This window comes from Lysinibacillus sp. BSL11, assembly GCF_052928325.1.
Map to the genome: position 1 here is coordinate 265,239 of NZ_JAVGCX010000001.1, position 17,199 is coordinate 282,437.

Here is a 17,199-nt window from a genome sequence, read left to right on the forward strand (position 1 = left end):
ATCCTCCTACTTATCTGCCTTTGGATATTCAATACGTGAATGGAATATCCCATTCAACGTTTCACAAAGTACTCTCTCTATACATTTTAACTCTTTTATTGAAATATCGCATTCATCAAACTGATTATCTTGGACGCGATCATCGATAATCGCTCGTACTAGCTTCTGAATTTTCTCTGCATTTGGTTCTTTCATAGAACGTACTGCTGCCTCGACACTATCCGCAACACTGATAACAGCTGCTTCTTTTGTTTGTGGTTTGGGCCCCGGGTATCGGAACTTTGCTTCATCAATATTTTTTCCTTCTTCCTTTGCTTTAAACAAGAAGAATTTTAACAAACTTGTGCCATGATGTTGTAAAGCGATATCAATAATCTCTTGAGGCATTTTATAACGTTTTAACATATTGGCACCATCTGTCGTATGGGCGATAATAATCTCTGCACTTGTTTCAGGTGGTAACGAATCATGCGGATTGATGCCTGACATCTGATTTTCGATGAAAAAGGAAGGTCGCTTGGTTTTACCAATGTCATGATAATAACAACCTACACGTGCTAATAAACCGTCAGCACCAATCTCTTCACACGCAGCTTCCGCTAAGTTCGCTACCATCACACTATGATGATATGTCCCTGGAGTTTCCATTAATAATTTTTTTAATAATGGATGGTTGGGATTGGATAGCTCAATTAAGCGTAAAGACGAAAGCAAGCTAAACGCCGATTCAAAGAATGGTAAAAGTCCCATCGTTAATGCCCCTGAAAGCAAGGCAGATAACATCGCTGCTATTAAGTAAAAGGCTAACTCTGGTAAACCATAGGATGATTGTGTCATTAACAAATAAAACGCTATAAATGCCATGTTTACAAGGGAAATCACACCAACCGCATGTAAAATATGTGAGCGTTTTTCCACACTACGCAAAAAGAATAGGCTTGCAAACCCTCCGAATATGATATACAGCGTAATTTCCATTTGCATAACTGAAGAATAGCCTTCTTGAAAAATTACTCCTGCTGAAGCAGCCGTCATAACTGTAATTAATACGGCTGCTCGCTCATCTGCTAGCAATCGTACAAGCATCGTAGCTAGTGCTGTCGGGAATAAAAAGGCAATCGTCACATCAAAGCCACTAGAAACTAAGCTAATAAATTTCATGAGCAAAATAGACAAGCTATAAACAATCACTGTCACTAACAGTGCATTACGTTTTTTTTGTTCGTTAGTCTCCCAACGCTCAAATAAAATATACATAAACATCATTTGCAGTAGCGTTAAAATAATAAGCCCTGCTATCGGCTTCAAGGAGGCTTTATTACTAACCATCCCTAATAGCTCTAATTGTCTAAAAGCCTCATTGTCAATAACTTGGCCTTCTTGAACAATAATCTGACCTTGTAAAATTCTTGTTGGCTCTACACTTTCTTTGGCCTGCTGTTTTCGAATCTTTGTTTGTTCTTCATTAATTGTTTCATTTTCAATAATGCTTGTACGTCCTATTAACACGACTGTATTGAATATTTTATCAGGATATCCTCGTTGTCCACGAATCTTTGTTTCAAAATCATTTTGTGCAACAAAGACGTTCTCTGGTCGGATGGATTTTTGTAAATATTCCTCTACAAATTTAGATAATTGCGTACTTGTTCTAGTTAAATCATCTTCACTTTGCACTAACAGACCTTCCAGCTGAGAATCTGTAAAAATTAACGGCATCTGGTCTTCGTCAATGGATTCAAATTTCTTTCGAAGCTGTGTAACTTGGTCTGCAATAGGAATAGGTTCCTTACTATTTGCAACATCTTTTTTCACTTCCAAAACATAATCAAATAATGATGTTACAATCGCTGCTCTTTGCTTGGCGACATCCTCCGAAAATTGATAGACTGAATCCACTGCATTGGCAGCTTTTTCTCGCTCTAGCTGAGTTTTATAAGTGTCTTCAATGGTTTTAGTAGATCGTACGGTTTCAGGCGCAAGCTGTAATGGTTTGAAATCATATGTAACTCCTTTAACATTGCCATACATGAACCCAAATTGTAGGCCACCTGTTAAAATGAGAATGATGATAAGAAAGTAGCGAAAACCGATAAGCTCTGTAAATTTTCGAAGTTGTTTCTCCATCTGGCACCTCCTCTATCTACCTACTATCATACCAATTCAACATACATTTTTCTCGAAAAATGTATAAGAAAGCAAAAAACAGCTATGCATCTTCGCATAGCTGTCACATTTTTTTCCATATTTTGATTAAATTCGTGGTTTAGGTTTTAACTATATAGATGTTTTAAACCTCGTTACCCCTATCGCTTCGCTTGCGGGGCAGACTTCAAAAACCCGTTACCCCTGTCGCTTCGCTTGCGGGGCAGACTTCAAAAACCCGTTACCCCTGTCGCTTCGCTTGCGGGGCAGACTTCAAAAACCCGTTGCCCCTGTCGCTTCGCTTGCGGGGCAGACTTCAAAAACCCGTTACCCCTGTCGCTTCGCTTGCGGGGCAGACTTTAGAATTGCTATGCAATTCTAAAGTTGCTGTTCTTCGTAGGCTTGAATGATTTTGGCTACGATTGGGTGACGTACGACATCACCTTGTTCTAGTACTTGGAAATGGATAGATTTAACATACTTTAATGTACGTTCTGCTACAATCAAGCCAGATTCTGTATTTTTGGGTAGGTCGATTTGTGTTTTATCACCTGTGATGACCATTTTAGAGCCGAAGCCTAGACGAGTTAGGAACATTTTCATTTGTTGATGTGTTGTATTTTGTGCTTCATCTAAAATAACAAAGGCATCATCTAATGTACGGCCACGCATATAGGCTAAAGGGGCGATTTCAATTGTTCCACGTTCAATTAGTCGCTGTGTTTGTTCTGAGCCGTAGATGTCGTTTAAAGCGTCGTAGAGAGGTCGTAAATATGGATCGACCTTTTCCTTTAAATCCCCTGGAAGAAAGCCTAGAGACTCTCCAGCTTCAACAGCAGGGCGAGTTAAAATAATTCTCTTTACATGGCCGTTTTTAAGTGCCTGTGTTGCCATGACTACCGCTAAATACGTTTTCCCAGTACCGGCTGGACCAATACCGAAAACAACGTCTTTATGACGGATTGCTTGTATGTATTCTCGTTGACCAATTGTTTTTGCACGAATTGACTTACCTTTCGTCGTGCGTGCTATTTCTTCATCATATAGTTCTGCAAAATACTCGATTGTTCCTTTTTGTGTCATTTCAATAGCTGTTGTAACATCACGTTGATCAATATTAATTCCTTTGCGAATGACCTTCAATAAAGCTTGCAGAAGAAATGTTGCCTGTTCCTTAGCATTTTCTTCACCCGCAAGTTGAATTTGTTCACCACGCGTAATGATATGAACATTAAGTGCTTCTTCAACTAATTTCATATTTGCATCGGAAATACCTAGTAGCATAACCGCTTCGTTTGGATTATCCACCTGTAATACAGTTAACTGTTCTGACATAATCATTCTCCTTGTAGGCCTTGTATTGGACTTGCAATGTTTTCATTGACTAAAAATAGAACTTTCCCTTCAACTGTACCATTCCCCCACTTTGCCTGTAAAAGGTTTTCTTTCTTGATGATTGTTTTTGCAGGTAACGAGCGTAATACTTTTTCATGCAATAAAGGAATAAGCAATGACTCAATTTTCGATTCATCCAAATCTACTTGCATGGTTTTCGTCTGTTGCTCCTCTACAATCGAAACATAAGGGGATAGCCAATTCGGTAAATCCTTCCTTTGTACATAATCCACCTTTTCCTGATGTATACCCTTTATCAACACTCGCCATTGCTTTTGCTGCAAGGTTTCCACGGTAATTTTTGTTGGAATTTTAAATGAACATTCAAGCCAATAATCTGCATAAACCTCTCCCTTCGCCCCTACAAAAACTTGATCTGTGCCACTTTCTAATACACCACTTACGAGGACGTCACCTTCGTAGGCTGTATCATTTACTGAAATTTTCCGCTCACCATGCTGTATATTAAAATGTGTAATGACACCACTTTTCGTTGCTACTATATGGGAGGCTAATTTATCAGTTGTTTGCTCTGTTTGTTTAGGTGATTCTTGTGGTCTCAAAATTACTCGTCCGCCATGTTTATCAATATGAACCCATGATAGCTCTCTGTGTTGCTCTAACAGCTTTTGTCGTATAACCGTATTGGAAGGTAACTTTTTTTGAGATAGAGGGGTTTCTAGTTGAAAGGTTTCATGAAAGGTCTTACCTAAACGCTGCTCTAGTTCTGGTGTCGCGGCTTCTATGTCCACTCGCCATATAACTTGTGCACAAAGAATTGGAATAGCAATCATAAAGGCTAAGCCCAATAAAGTCCAAATTTGCGCTCGAAAAACTTGAAGCTCATCTGCATAAAATACAGCCATTTTTAAGCGAAAACGTCTTCGTACACGGCGAATTTTTGGTAGATAATGCATCGTCGTTTCAAAGGAAACTTCCTGCTCACGAAAGACAACACGCTTTAATGGTACATGTTGAGCGTGCAATGCTTGAATAAAAGGATGAACATTTTCATGGCGCTTTATACGTATAATAATTGGCCGATTATTCCACATTTTAGCTCACACCCATATTCTTTGTCATTTTCATATGAAGCTCCTGTAGATTGTCAACAGTGAGATGTAGCATTTCTTCTTTGAGCGCATTGATTGTCACTGAATCCGCATTGACAGTAATATGATAATCTGCATAGACAAACGAACAGGTCGTCGCATCTGCATGAATAAAACGGTAGGGTCCAATAATTTTTAATGATTCGTATTCTAACAACTCAAGTAGTGGCGTTAATTGAAATAATTTTTTCATAAAAAATGCCTCCTTCTTCGGCAATATATGCATCGAAAAAGGAGGACATGCTAGTTATTTTCTTTTTGATTTTGGTGGCCCTAATATTTCAGCCATCACGATTGCTTGCATAAGATCATTTTTAGATTGAGGTAGTTGTAAAGTCGAATGTGAGCCAACTGACTGCACTTCCTTTTTTTCAGCAGCTAATCGTCCTCGACTTTCTCGATTAGAAGAACGGCTAGGGATATCTGCTGGAATGACAGTTGGGGCAACATAGCTTGGTATTTCTCTTTTCACTTGTTCTTCAACAAGTTTTTTAGGCTCCTCGACTTTCTCATTTTCTGGAATCCAATCTCCTATAAATTCTCGTGCAAAATCTTCAAAACTCTGTGCTTTCCCAGTACGATGTGGCGCTTTCTCCGTAACTGGAGGCTCCACAACAGTATCTTTATTAAAAGGAGGCATCTGCTTCTGAGGCTTTTTATTTTTTGATTTTCCGAAAATAGAGCTGACTATGGCAATTATGGCAAAGAGTATTAATTGTTCCATATTATTAGTTCTGCTCCTTTCCGTTATTAAGCATTAGGTTCATTTGTTTCAGGTTTATCTGTGCTCACTTTTGAAATCGAATCGCGCATCGCTGTATCCGCTTGGATATTACGATAGTTCATATAATCCATAATACCAAGATTACCGGAACGTAAGGCTTCAGCCATGGCTTGAGGTACTTCTGCCTCTGCTTCTACTACTTTCGCCTTCATCTCTTGAACACGTGCAATCATTTCTTGCTCATTTGCAACAGCCATAGCACGACGTTCCTCGGCTTTTGCTTGCGCAATGTTTTTATCTGCTTGTGCTTGTTCAATCTGTAATTCAGCACCGATATTTTTACCGATATCTACATCGGCAATATCAATGGACAAGATTTCAAAGGCTGTTCCTGAATCTAAACCTTTAGATAATACTGTTTGCGAAATCATATCTGGATTTTCTAAAACTTCTGTATGATGTGTCGCTGAACCGATAGTTGAAACGATCCCCTCACCAACACGAGCAATAACTGTTTCTTCACCAGCACCACCGACTAAACGTTCGATATTGGCACGCACGGTAATACGAGCCTTTGCTTTTACTTCAATCCCGTTCATTGCTACACCTGAAATGAAAGGTGTTTCAATAACTTTTGGATTAACGGACATTTGAACAGCTTCTAATACATCACGCCCAGCTAAATCAATTGCTGCACAACGTTCAAATGACAGTTCAATATTGGCACGATGAGCCGCAATTAAGGCATTCACTACACGGTCAACATTACCACCTGCTAAATAGTGACTCTCTAACTGATTAATCGTTACAGGTAAACCAGCTTTATGTGCTTTAATCAACGGATTAACAATTCGAGACGGGATTACACGACGTAAGCGCATCCCAATTAATGTGAAAATACTCACACGTACACCTGCTGCTAATGCAGAAATCCACAATGCTACGGGTACAAAGGTAAAGAATACCGCAAGCACAATGAATAAAATAACTAGTCCAGCAATAGGACCAATCAAAGCTAAATCAAAACCCATTTTCTATTCCTCCATCTCTTTATCTGTTTGTCTCACAACAATGCGTGAGCCTTCAACTTTAATAATTTCTACATGTTGATTGACATCGATATAGCCACCTTCTGAGACAATATCAATGCGTTCACTACCAAGTACCATTGTTCCAGATGGACGAAGTGGCGTAAGCGTTTTCCCAATTTTCCCTAACAGTTCTGTGCGATTCACATTGGATACATACCCTTCTTCTGTCGTGGTTGCATCCATTAACACAAGCCTGTTTAAGACATGCAGTTTTTTTCCGAAAAATTTCATCAGAATCACCATTCCTATCATCGCTATCACAAGCGCAATGAGAATTGCTACTATCATTTGCATCATATTTGCACCTGCCAGTATCAGACTTAGTACTATTAAGACACCACCTAAAATACCAACAATTCCACCAGGGACAAAAAACTCTGCAATTAAAAGGGCTAACCCAACAATAAATAACAATAATGTTTCATATCCCGCAAAGCCGGCCACCATATGTCCAAAGAAAAATAAACCAAGTGCTGATAAGCCCATTATACCTGGAACACCAAATCCTGGCGAATAAAGCTCCATCACAAGTCCTAAACTAGCGATAGACAATAGAATAGGTACAATGATGGGATTTGTAATAAAACGAGCTAATTTTTCAGAAAAGGTCGGTTCAATGGGAACAACATCACTACCATTTAAGTTGGTTACGTCTAAAAGCTCCTGAAAATCCTTAACCGTCCCTTCAGAATATTTAACCTTTAATGCTTCTGAGGCAGATAGGGTTAACAAATTCTTTCCGCCAGCACGGTATTCTGGTAGTTCATAGTTGGTATCTGCCATTGCTAATGCATACTTAGGGTTGCGCCCTGACGTTTCTGCTGCTGCTTTCATTTGAGCAAGCCAAGCGCTATTAGCCTTTAGGTCGGCCGCATTACCTGCTGAATCGATAACTGCCGCTGCACCGATTGTTCCATTTGGAACCATGTAGATCTCATCCGCATGTAAGGCTAAAAAAGCTCCTGCTGAGTGCGCATCCTTATTAATATAAGCAATCGTCCTTATTTGCGTTGCATCCATAAGCATGGCGATATCATTTGCCGCATTCACAAAACCGCCAGGCGTATGTATTTCTAAGATAATCGCCTCTGCATTGTTTTCTTCAGCCTCTTTAAAAGCTCGTTCTAAAAATGCATGAAGTCCTCGTTCTACTTCATTATGAATCAGAACATGATAAACCTTATTACTGGCAAAAGCCGAAGTTAATGGAAACGCTAACAAAAAAGTCATCCATATCACTAGTAAATAGCTGAGGATTTTCCGTTTTCGCATCTTTTCCCCTCCCTTCTAACATGCCTCTCCTCTGTATATACGGTCAATCATGCGAAAAGTTTCACAAATCTTAAAAATTTATTCACTTATTTATCACTCGATCTAATGCAATTAACAACAGTATGTGCAAAAAAGCCGAATGAATCAAAGTGATTTCATTCGGCTTTTTCATATGTACGTAAAGTTGAGCAATGTAAAATACCTGAAATTAATCAAAAATGTGATTAATTTCAGGTATAACTTTGTCTGCTCAGTGAATCATACAATTGCGTGTTATGAACGTAGGGATTTTTAATGGGAAATTAAATTACCACTTACGTTTACGTGCAGCTTCTGATTTCTTTTTACGTTTTACGCTAGGTTTTTCGTAGAACTCGCGCTTTCTAACTTCTTGAATTGTACCACTTTTTGATACAGTACGTTTGAAGCGGCGAAGAGCATCTTCAAGCGATTCGTTTTTGCGAACGACAGTTTTTGACATCTCTCTTTCCCTCCCTCCGAACACACGTCAATACACAATTAGGCAAATTACCTTCTGTTGTGTACTAAAAAATTATATCGTATTGTCTAATAATGGTCAATAGAAAGTATGCGAAATTATCAAGTGAATTTTTGGTTTTATTTTTGCTCGAATTATTCATACAGAAATCGCCCACAATAAAAATAATTACATTTTCCTAACAATTAAGGGGTTTACAAAAAATAGAATAAGGGCGTAGAATAATCACATTCAATTTTATCGGCCAAATCTCAACTATTTGAGAACGGAGGAACCAATCTTTTGGGGTTAATTCTGCTTTAGCAGAAGGGATGAGAAAGCTCTTTCGCCATCCTACCCGTCAGCTAACTTCGTCGGCTAAAGCGAAGGAGGTCGTTATTGACCACCATTATTAGCATGCTTTCTGTCATTTTCATGCTCTTATCGTAGGTCTTTTTATTATGCCATTTAACAAACAGTTGTTTACTATTCAGAATTGAGGAAAATAAAATGAACAATTTTAAAAAAGCATTAAACCCTCCAAAAGTTCTCGTATTGGGCTTTGCTCTCATTATTGCCATAGGGACGTTTCTTTTAACAATGCCATTTTCTACTGAGGATGGGAAGGGTTTGCCCTTTTTAGATGCTTTATTCACTGCTACATCAGCTACTTGTGTCACTGGATTAATTGTAGTTGATACAGGTGATACCTTCTCTACTTTTGGAGAAGTGGTTCTTTTATTCTTAATCCAAATTGGCGGTTTAGGATTTATGACATTTGCCACATTATTATTTTTACTACTTGGGAAGAAAATTTCATTAAAAGAAAGACTGCTGCTTAAAGAAGCATTTAATAATATCTCCATAGCTGGTCTTGTTCGATTAGTAAAAAGAATATTGCTTTTTACAGCATGTATTGAAATAATCGGTGGTCTTATTCTATCGATTCGTTTTTCTTTTGATATGCCTATTGGAAAGGCCCTTTATTTTGGATTTTTTCATGCCATATCCAACTTCAACAACGCTGGCTTCGATTTAATGGGTGGCTTTAACGGAATGACTGCCTATGTTGATGACCCCTTTGTTGTTTTCACCATCTGTGCTCTTATTACAATCGGTGGATTAGGCTTTATTGTTATGAATGAATTGTATGAATATCGTGCGACTAAAAGGCTTTCTGTCCATTCAAAAATAGTCTTAGTAACCACACTTTTGCTAACTGCTAGTGGAACCATTTTGATATTTTTGTTTGAGTATGGCAACCAAAAAACACTTGGATCATTATCCGAATGGGGTAAAGTGTTAGGTTCCCTTTACCAAGCGGTTACACCACGAACTGCTGGCTCCAATACACTGGCTATTGGAGACTTAACGCATTCTACATTATTTTTAATGATCATTTTCATGTTTATTGGGGCAGGCTCTGGGTCGACTGCTGGAGGTATTAAAATCACAACCTTTGCTGTTTTAGTGGCTACTATGTGGTCACAAATTCGAGGGAAAGAAGATGTCGTTCTCTTTAGACGCAGGATTTTAAATGAAACAATTTTAAAAGCTATGACTGTGGTCATGTGTGGTATGTTCATTGTTGTATTTGTTACCATCATCCTCAGCATAATAGAACAAAAACATAGCTTCATGATGTATTTATTTGAGGCAACATCAGCTTTTGGAACGGTCGGACTTTCAATGGGATTAACACCTGAACTTACACCAGGTGGCCGGGTTTTAATTATTTTAACTATGTTTGCGGGTAGATTAGGTCCCTTAACTATTGCCTTTGCCATTACAAAACGTCGAAAATCAGAAGCTTTCCGCCACCCAAAGGGGAATATAATGATAGGTTAGATTAGAAGAAGGAGTTGTTAATTAAATGGCTATTAAACAATACGCGGTAATCGGCTTGGGTAGATTTGGCACAAGTGTCGCCCGCAGATTACATGAAGCTGGACAGGATGTTTTAGGCATCGATATTAGTGAGGAAAGAGTTGAAGATGCAGAACCTTATGTAACCCATGCGGTAGTAGCAGATACAACTGAAGAGAAAGCTTTAACATCCATTGGCATTGGAAATTTCGATTGTGTTATCGTGGCGATCGGTAACGATATGCAATCCAGTATATTAACTGTATCGTTATTAAAAGAATTAGGGATCAAAAAAGTGATTGCAAAGGCACTTGGAAAAAGGCATGGACAAGTGTTGGATAAGGTAGGTGCTGATTGGATTATCTATCCTGAAAGAGATATGGGCGAAAGAGTAGCAAATCAGTTACTATCACCTAATATGTTAAATTATATAGAATTATCAAAAGAGTACAGTTTAGAAGAAATCATGATCCCTTCTAAAATGGCAGGATATAATCTTCGGGATCTAGATATTCGAGCTAAATATAACGTCAGTGTGATTGCGATTGTGCGCGAAGGGGAAATAATAATTTCCCCTTCTCCTGAGCAAATTATTGAAAAGGAAGATTTATTAGTAATGATTGGTCATCGAAAAGATCTTACTTTATTCTCGAATATTCAATAACCACAAAAAGGCTGTGTCAAGTTCACCTTGATACAGCCAGCCATAGTTGTCTTAGAAAACTTTCTTTTGATCTCTATCATCTTTTAAAATTTCAACAGCCTCTCTAAAGCGCTGGGAATGAACAATTTCCCGTTCACGTAAAAACTTCAAGCTATCATTTAAATCCGTGTCATCTGATAAGTCAATAATCCATTGATATGTGGCACGTGCCTTTTCTTCAGCTGCTATATCCTCATACAGATCCGCGATAGGGTCACCCTTTGCTTGAATATAGGTTGCTGTGAATGGTACACCTGAGGCGTTTTGATAGAATAGAGCCCGATCGTGATTTACATAATGATCACCCAAACCAGCTTCTTTCAGCATTTCTGGTGTTGCATCTTTTGTTAGCTTATAAATCATCGTGGCAATCATTTCTAAATGTGAAAATTCCTCTGTTGCTATATCGGTCAATAACCCTACTACTTTGTCAGGAATCGTATAACGCTGATTCATGTAGCGTAGAGCTGCTGCCAGTTCCCCATCCGCTCCTCCATATTGTTCAATTAAAAACTTTGCAAGCATTGGGTTACATGTACTAACTTTTACCGGATACTGGAGTTTCTTTTCATAATACCACAAAGATTTTTCCTCCTAGTCTTTTGTTTAGACTTGCCATGGCCATGGTGTATCAATCCAGTTAAAAGGATAATTTGAATAGCTTCTCCCAAAATTCATGAGCGGTCCATATTTTTGCTCAAAATCAATTTTAAGTTTCATACTTTTCTCTGTATTTTCATTAAATTGCTGAATGGCGTCATAATCGTGTGGATGAGTGTCTAAATAGAGGTTTAATTCAACAATGACGAAATCAATTGCTTGTATTTCTTCTAATTGCTTATAAAATTCGGGCGGCATCTTTTTAGTCATGCTTCCTCCCTCCTTTTAGGGGAAATGGGTATGGGCTAAACAACTGTGGCCATAGTGTTCCTGCTATTAGCGCTTCTCTTGCGGTTGGAAATTGTGGAAGTCCAGGTGGTTGAAAACCCATATATAGCTGTGGGGGTGTTGCATAATACTTAACTTCTATAGGCTTACAAGGATCAAAGGGGCTAATATAGGGCCTCCAAGACTTATACTGTGTAAACATGACATCCTCCTTTCTGTATTTACATTCATCAGTGGAGTATATGTGCATAGAAAATTATTATGCTGATTAAACACAAAGAAGCCATAAGCTCACGTCAATGTACACATGAGCTTATGGCTCTATAAAAAGATAAAATTAATAGTTGGAGTCGGCAATTAAACCATTCATAATAGCTACACCAGAGCTAGCCCCAATACGAGTCGCACCAGCTTCTACCATTTTTTTCATGTCCTCTAAGCTACGAACACCACCTGATGCTTTTACGCCAAGATCTGGACCTACAGTTTTACGCATAAGCGCGATATCCTCTGCTGTTGCTCCACCAGTAGAAAAACCTGTAGATGTTTTCACATAGTCAGCACCCGCCGCTACAGCTAATTCACATGCTTTCACTTTTTCCTCATCTGTTAGTAAGCATGATTCAATAATGACTTTTACAAGTGCGCTATCTTTAGCTGCTTCTACTACTGCTGCGATATCTGCTTGTACAAGCTCATAGTTTTTATCTTTTAATGCACCGATATTAATAACCATATCTACTTCTTTTGCACCGTTAGCAATGGCATCTTTTGCTTCAAATGCTTTGACTGCTGGCGTATTGGCACCAAGTGGGAAGCCGATAACCGTACAAACTAAAACGTCTGTACCCTGTAGTAATTCACTGCTACGTTTTACCCAAGTAGGATTTACACAAACAGAAGCAAAGTTAAATTGTTTAGCTTCTGCACATAATTTTTCAATTTGTTCTTTTGTTGCCTCAGCCTTTAATAATGTATGATCAATCATACGTGCAAAATTTTTTTCCATTGTTGAACGCTCCTTCATTAAACAAGATGTACGTACCTCTTCGAATCATACCACTTTTTCATGTTGGCGTCTAATATCTTTCTATTTTATTAGTTTGGCTCAATTCAATTCCTACTATGACATGGATATGCCAATTTATTCGAGTATTTCCCTCCTCCTGAAGCAACAAAAAAGGATTGCCTCCAACCGTTAGCAATCCTTTTCATATTAATTAACTGTTTCTAAAACACGAACAAATTGACCTTGTGAGTGTGGATAGCCTGCTTGTGTAATTTTTACTTTGACAAGCTGACCAATGAGACTTTCAGGCCCTTCAAACACTATTTTTAAGTAATTGTCTGTATAACCAGTTAGAAGCCCTTCTTCTTCACTGCCATCATGGACAAATTCTTCAGGAATCACTTCTAATACTTGGTCTTCAAAACGAGAGGCATATTCTTTTGCCAATTGATCATTTAAAGAAATAAGGCGATGCACACGCTCATTTTTAATATCTTCATCAATTTGATCTTCCATACGTGCAGCTGGTGTTCCTGTACGTGGAGAGAATGGGAATACGTGTAGTTCAGAGAACTTATGATCACGAATAAAGTTATACGTTTCCATAAACTCTTCCTCTGTCTCACCTGGGAAACCAACAATGACATCTGATGTGACGGCTAAATCAGGTAATGCCTCATGTAGTTTCGTTAAACGTTCACCGAAAAACTCCATTGTATATTTACGACGCATACGTTTTAAAACCGTATCAGATCCAGATTGGATAGGTATGTGTAAATGATTAACAACAATTTTAGATTCTCGAAGAACTTCAATGACTTCATCTGTCAATTGACTAGCCTCAATAGATGAAATACGAAGGCGCTTTAAGCCTTTTACATTGGCTTCTAAATCACGTAGTAGCTGTGCAAGATTATAATCTTTTAAGTCTTGTCCATAGCCACCCGTATGAATACCCGTTAAGACGATTTCTAGGTAGCCAGCGTCAACTAGTTGCTGTGCTTGATGTAATACTTCCTGTGGATCACGAGAACGCATTAAGCCGCGTGCCCATGGGATAATGCAAAAAGTACAGAAGTTGTTACAGCCTTCCTGTATTTTTAATGAAGCACGTGTACGGTCTGTAAATGCTGGTACATCTAATTCCTCATATACACGATTTTTCATAATATTACGTACGGCATTAATCGGTTGGCGTTCTGCACGATATTGCTCGATATAGCCCAACAATTTTGTACGATCCTGCGTTCCTACAACAATATCAACGCCAGGAATCGCCATAATTTCTGCCGGGGATGTCTGCGCATAGCATCCCGTTACACAAATAACCGCATCAGGATTTTGACGCACTGCACGACGAATCACCTGACGAGATTTCTTATCTCCAGTATTGGTAACTGTACAAGTATTAATGACATAGACGTCTGCTTGATGATCAAATTCTGTACGATCATAGCCCTCTTCCTTGAACAGTTGCCAGATTGCTTCTGTTTCATAATGATTTACTTTACAGCCAAGTGTGTGAAAAGCCACTTTTGACAAGGCTGAACACCTCTTTCATTCAAATTCATAGGATATGGCAGACAGTGCGTATAATGGCGCTGTTTCTGCTCGTAAAATTCTCGGTCCTAATGACATCGTTTGAGCGCCTGCTTGTAATAGCGCTTCCGACTCTTGACGAGAAATGCCCCCCTCAGGACCAAAGATAATAAGCATTGATTTCGACTTCTTATCATACACGTTTTTTAGCTTCTCCGCAAACCTTGTGCGCTTTTCAGCCTTTGCATCCTCTTCATCAGCAATAAAAACGGCATCGAAATGATCTGTTTGTTGTACTAGCTGTTTAAATGATATGGGTTCAAAAACTGTTGGAATATGCGTACGGTGAGCTTGTTCCGCAGCTTCCTTAGCAATTTTCTGTAATCTTTCTTGCTTTTTTGCTCCTTTTTTCTTGTCCCATTTTACAATGGAGCGCTCAGCTTCAAAGGGTAATAAAGCAAACATTCCTAGCTCTGTGGCTTTTTGGGTAATAAGCTCTAGCTTATCACCCTTCGGTAAACCACATGCTACAGTTACTTGAATGGGTAACTCTGGGGAAGGGATTGTTTGTCCAGTCGCTTCAATGACGACCTCATCCCCTTCAAATCCTTCAATTGTGCATATATGCGCAGTGTTTTGTGCAACAACTACAATGTTGTCGCCTTGCTTCATACGCATCACTCGTTCAATATGCCGTGCATCTTCTCCACTAATACGTGCATTTTCGATAGCTGTTTCAATAAAATAACGTTGCATGCCACACAGTCCTTTCTAGCAAGAAAGGAAAACGCCAAATCACAAGCACACGGCTCACGATTTGGCGCTTCCTCAGTCATGTTATAGTGGACGACGGGCAATAATGGCTACCCAATCTTCCATTAATAATACTTCTTCAATCACAAAGCCTGAAGCTTCTAGTGCTACTTTCACATCATCTCGTTTTGCACCGATGATGCCCGAAGTGACATATAATCCACCTGGTTTTACAATTGTATACGCGTCATCTGTGAAGGACATGATGATTTCAGCCAAAATATTAGCGACTACTACATCTGCTGGTTCTTTTACAGTATCTAATAAGTTACCATGGAACACTGCTACCTTATCTTCCACTTTATTTAATGCTACATTTTCTCGCGCTGAACGTACAGCAACCTCATCTAAATCAAGCGCATGCACACTTTTTGCACCAAGTAATGCTGCACCAATAGACAATACGCCCGATCCTGTACCGATATCAACAACTGTATCCCCTTCTTTAATGACCTTTTCAAGTCCTTGTAAACACATTACCGTTGTTGGGTGGGTACCTGTACCAAATGCCATACCAGGGTCTAATTCAATAATTAGTTCATCTGTTGAAACAGGTGTATATTCCTCCCATGTCGGTACGATAGTAAAGCGTTCAGAAATCTTAACAGGATGGTAGTATTGCTTCCAGGCAGTTGCCCAATCTTCTTCATTGACTTCGACAATGGATACCACATTTTCACCGATATCAATGTTAAAGTTCGTTAAATTTGTGATAGCTGCTTTTATTTCTTCGACTGTTTCATTTAAAAAACTAGACTCCGATAAATAAGCTTTAACAATCACGCCATCTTTCGGAAAATCATCTTCATTTAGCGCATAAATTTCACCATATTGATCTTCACGTGGCTTCGCAAACTCTGCAGAATCTTCGATGACAACACCACTTGCACCTGCTTCATGCAAAATATTCGAAATTGCTTCTACCGCATCATTTTTTGTATGAATGGATAATTCTGACCACTTCACGTAGCTCTTCAGCTCCTCTAATTATTCACCTTGGAATTTTTTCTTAATTTTGTCGAATAGTGAACTACCTTGTTCTTCAGGGATATCGCCACTGATTTCTGCAAATTCTCGTAATAATTGCTTTTGTCTTTCCGTTAATTTTTCTGGTGTCATCACTTTTACTGTCACATACTGATTACCCATACCATAACCATGAACATTTTTAACACCTTTATCTTTTAGACGGAATTGAGCACCTGACTGTGTTCCAGCCGGAATACGTAATTTTACTTTCCCATGGACTGTTGGTACTTCAATTTCATCCCCAAGTGCTGCTTGAGGGAATGTTAATTTCAACTCGAAGTAAATATCGTCTCCATCTCGTTCGAAATCCTTGTGACCTTGAACGCGGAACATAATATATAAATCCCCTGCAGGTCCACCGTTTATACCTGGTTCACCTTGACCAGATACACGAATTTGCTGTCCATCATCCACACCTGCTGGGATTGTCACTTTAATTTTCTTACGTTTTTGAACTTTTCCTTCTCCACGACAAGTCGTACATTTTTCTTTAATAATTTTACCTGTCCCATGACATGTTGAGCATGTACGACGGTTCATCATACGACCAAATGGTGTATCCACTGCTTGATTGATTTGTCCTGCACCTTTACATGTCGAACATGTTTCTGGTTGCGTGCCTGGTTTTGCTCCTGAACCGTGACATGTTTCACACGTTTCATCTTTTGGAATTTCTATTTCTGTTTCTTTTCCAAAAATAGCTTCCTCAAATTGGATGTTCATACGATATTGCAGATCATCCCCTTTACGTGGAGCATTTGGATCCTGACGGCGACCACTTCCGCCAAAGAATGAACTGAAAATATCCTCGAAGCCGCCAAAGCCGCCCCCTCCAAAGCCACCACCAAAACCAGCATTCGGATCCTCATGACCAAATTGGTCGTAGCGTGCTTTTTTCTGGTCGTCACTTAATACTTCATATGCTTCAGCGATTTCTTTGAATTTTTCATCTGCGCCTGCCTCTTTATTAAGGTCAGGGTGATATTGTTTTGATAATTTACGATATGCTTTTTTAATCTCATCTTTTGTAGCCGATTTTGTTAAACCAAGCACCTCGTAATAATCGCGTTTCTCCATGATTCACACTCCGCTCTGTTTGCATAAAATCTATTGTAACATGCAGTTGAAAAAACTG

At 38.9% G+C, this 17,199-nt stretch carries 18 protein-coding genes and 1 riboswitch; of the genes, 2 read left to right on the top strand and 16 right to left on the bottom strand.

Features of this window, described 5'->3' with window-relative positions:
* Nucleotides 1-6: 6 nt before the first annotated feature.
* The 8 genes from RCJ95_RS01320 to rpsU all read right to left on the bottom strand — a co-directional run bounded on the left by RCJ95_RS01320 (nt 7) and on the right by rpsU (nt 8,220).
* The gene (locus RCJ95_RS01320) at nt 7-2,127 is read right to left on the bottom strand and encodes an HD family phosphohydrolase (protein WP_221680078.1); all 2,121 of its coding nucleotides are present in this window, start codon (nt 2,125-2,127) and stop codon (nt 7-9) included.
* 396 nt (nt 2,128-2,523) lie between these two features.
* On the bottom strand, nt 2,524-3,480 hold the full coding sequence (locus RCJ95_RS01325; protein ID WP_004227104.1) for a PhoH family protein: 957 nt from the start codon (nt 3,478-3,480) through the stop codon (nt 2,524-2,526).
* Between the two features lie 2 nt (nt 3,481-3,482).
* Complete coding sequence (locus tag RCJ95_RS01330) at nt 3,483-4,595, bottom strand: sporulation protein YqfD (RefSeq protein ID WP_221680077.1); 1,113 nt, start codon at nt 4,593-4,595, stop codon at nt 3,483-3,485.
* Nucleotide 4,596: 1 nt separating this feature from the next.
* Nucleotides 4,597-4,845: a hypothetical protein gene (locus RCJ95_RS01335; protein WP_221680076.1), complete on the bottom strand. Its 249-nt coding sequence runs from the start codon at nt 4,843-4,845 to the stop codon at nt 4,597-4,599.
* 54 nt (nt 4,846-4,899) lie between these two features.
* The gene (locus tag RCJ95_RS01340; protein ID WP_257520199.1) at nt 4,900-5,376 is read right to left on the bottom strand and encodes a hypothetical protein; all 477 of its coding nucleotides are present in this window, start codon (nt 5,374-5,376) and stop codon (nt 4,900-4,902) included.
* A gap of 26 nt (nt 5,377-5,402) precedes the next feature.
* A complete protein-coding gene (gene floA / locus RCJ95_RS01345; RefSeq protein WP_004227087.1) occupies nt 5,403-6,407 on the bottom strand; it encodes a flotillin-like protein FloA in 1,005 nt (334 codons plus the stop codon).
* A 3-nt stretch (nt 6,408-6,410) separates the two neighbouring features.
* Nucleotides 6,411-7,739 (bottom strand): NfeD family protein, encoded by a 1,329-nt coding sequence (locus tag RCJ95_RS01350; protein WP_221680074.1) that lies wholly within the window; start codon nt 7,737-7,739, stop codon nt 6,411-6,413.
* 307 nt (nt 7,740-8,046) lie between these two features.
* Nucleotides 8,047-8,220: a 30S ribosomal protein S21 gene (gene rpsU / locus RCJ95_RS01355; protein WP_004227078.1), complete on the bottom strand. Its 174-nt coding sequence runs from the start codon at nt 8,218-8,220 to the stop codon at nt 8,047-8,049.
* A gap of 250 nt (nt 8,221-8,470) precedes the next feature.
* Nucleotides 8,471-8,612: riboswitch (cyclic di-AMP (ydaO/yuaA leader) on the top strand.
* Nucleotides 8,613-8,727: 115 nt separating this feature from the next.
* Here rpsU and RCJ95_RS01360 point away from each other — a divergent pair.
* Together RCJ95_RS01360 and RCJ95_RS01365 are read left to right on the top strand one after the other, a co-directional pair.
* Nucleotides 8,728-10,065: a TrkH family potassium uptake protein gene (locus tag RCJ95_RS01360; RefSeq protein WP_312128443.1), complete on the top strand. Its 1,338-nt coding sequence runs from the start codon at nt 8,728-8,730 to the stop codon at nt 10,063-10,065.
* A 25-nt stretch (nt 10,066-10,090) separates the two neighbouring features.
* Nucleotides 10,091-10,747 carry a potassium channel family protein gene (locus tag RCJ95_RS01365; protein ID WP_221680071.1) on the top strand — a complete coding sequence of 219 codons (657 nt, stop codon included), beginning with the start codon at nt 10,091-10,093 and terminating at the stop codon, nt 10,745-10,747.
* A 51-nt stretch (nt 10,748-10,798) separates the two neighbouring features.
* Here RCJ95_RS01365 and RCJ95_RS01370 read toward each other — a convergent pair whose 3' ends face one another.
* From RCJ95_RS01370 to dnaJ, 8 genes are all read right to left on the bottom strand, one after another.
* Nucleotides 10,799-11,368: a manganese catalase family protein gene (locus RCJ95_RS01370; protein WP_004227065.1), complete on the bottom strand. Its 570-nt coding sequence runs from the start codon at nt 11,366-11,368 to the stop codon at nt 10,799-10,801.
* Between the two features lie 24 nt (nt 11,369-11,392).
* Nucleotides 11,393-11,656, bottom strand: coding sequence for a spore coat protein CotJB (locus RCJ95_RS01375; protein ID WP_016994107.1), 264 nt, complete (start codon nt 11,654-11,656; stop codon nt 11,393-11,395).
* Nucleotides 11,649-11,876 carry a spore coat associated protein CotJA gene (locus RCJ95_RS01380; RefSeq protein ID WP_221680069.1) on the bottom strand — a complete coding sequence of 76 codons (228 nt, stop codon included), beginning with the start codon at nt 11,874-11,876 and terminating at the stop codon, nt 11,649-11,651. Before RCJ95_RS01380 ends, RCJ95_RS01375 begins: the two co-directional genes overlap by 8 nt.
* A gap of 135 nt (nt 11,877-12,011) precedes the next feature.
* The gene (gene deoC, locus RCJ95_RS01385; RefSeq protein WP_009373827.1) at nt 12,012-12,683 is read right to left on the bottom strand and encodes a deoxyribose-phosphate aldolase; all 672 of its coding nucleotides are present in this window, start codon (nt 12,681-12,683) and stop codon (nt 12,012-12,014) included.
* Between the two features lie 207 nt (nt 12,684-12,890).
* Nucleotides 12,891-14,225, bottom strand: a complete 1,335-nt coding sequence (gene mtaB / locus RCJ95_RS01390) for a tRNA (N(6)-L-threonylcarbamoyladenosine(37)-C(2))-methylthiotransferase MtaB (protein ID WP_004227055.1) — start codon at nt 14,223-14,225, stop codon at nt 12,891-12,893.
* Nucleotides 14,226-14,240: 15 nt separating this feature from the next.
* On the bottom strand, nt 14,241-14,978 hold the full coding sequence (locus RCJ95_RS01395; RefSeq protein ID WP_221680067.1) for a 16S rRNA (uracil(1498)-N(3))-methyltransferase: 738 nt from the start codon (nt 14,976-14,978) through the stop codon (nt 14,241-14,243).
* A gap of 81 nt (nt 14,979-15,059) precedes the next feature.
* Nucleotides 15,060-16,001: a 50S ribosomal protein L11 methyltransferase gene (prmA, locus tag RCJ95_RS01400; protein ID WP_004227050.1), complete on the bottom strand. Its 942-nt coding sequence runs from the start codon at nt 15,999-16,001 to the stop codon at nt 15,060-15,062.
* 21 nt (nt 16,002-16,022) lie between these two features.
* Nucleotides 16,023-17,141 (bottom strand): molecular chaperone DnaJ, encoded by a 1,119-nt coding sequence (gene dnaJ, locus RCJ95_RS01405; protein WP_221680065.1) that lies wholly within the window; start codon nt 17,139-17,141, stop codon nt 16,023-16,025.
* Nucleotides 17,142-17,199 lie beyond the last annotated feature (58 nt).

Coding starts and splice junctions, on each gene's coding strand:
- floA (WP_004227087.1), bottom strand. CDS start 6,407: ATGGGTTTTGATTTAGCTTTGATTGGTCCTATTGCTGGACTAGTTATT.
- RCJ95_RS01340 (WP_257520199.1), bottom strand. CDS start 5,376: ATGGAACAATTAATACTCTTTGCCATAATTGCCATAGTCAGCTCTATT.
- RCJ95_RS01350 (WP_221680074.1), bottom strand. CDS start 7,739: ATGCGAAAACGGAAAATCCTCAGCTATTTACTAGTGATATGGATGACT.
- RCJ95_RS01365 (WP_221680071.1), top strand. CDS start 10,091: ATGGCTATTAAACAATACGCGGTAATCGGCTTGGGTAGATTTGGCACA.
- RCJ95_RS01325 (WP_004227104.1), bottom strand. CDS start 3,480: ATGTCAGAACAGTTAACTGTATTACAGGTGGATAATCCAAACGAAGCG.
- RCJ95_RS01395 (WP_221680067.1), bottom strand. CDS start 14,978: ATGCAACGTTATTTTATTGAAACAGCTATCGAAAATGCACGTATTAGT.
- RCJ95_RS01380 (WP_221680069.1), bottom strand. CDS start 11,876: ATGTTTACACAGTATAAGTCTTGGAGGCCCTATATTAGCCCCTTTGAT.
- rpsU (WP_004227078.1), bottom strand. CDS start 8,220: ATGTCAAAAACTGTCGTTCGCAAAAACGAATCGCTTGAAGATGCTCTT.
- deoC (WP_009373827.1), bottom strand. CDS start 12,683: ATGGAAAAAAATTTTGCACGTATGATTGATCATACATTATTAAAGGCT.
- dnaJ (WP_221680065.1), bottom strand. CDS start 17,141: ATGGAGAAACGCGATTATTACGAGGTGCTTGGTTTAACAAAATCGGCT.
- RCJ95_RS01375 (WP_016994107.1), bottom strand. CDS start 11,656: ATGACTAAAAAGATGCCGCCCGAATTTTATAAGCAATTAGAAGAAATA.
- RCJ95_RS01320 (WP_221680078.1), bottom strand. CDS start 2,127: ATGGAGAAACAACTTCGAAAATTTACAGAGCTTATCGGTTTTCGCTAC.
- RCJ95_RS01330 (WP_221680077.1), bottom strand. CDS start 4,595: ATGTGGAATAATCGGCCAATTATTATACGTATAAAGCGCCATGAAAAT.
- RCJ95_RS01360 (WP_312128443.1), top strand. CDS start 8,728: ATGAACAATTTTAAAAAAGCATTAAACCCTCCAAAAGTTCTCGTATTG.
- RCJ95_RS01335 (WP_221680076.1), bottom strand. CDS start 4,845: ATGAAAAAATTATTTCAATTAACGCCACTACTTGAGTTGTTAGAATAC.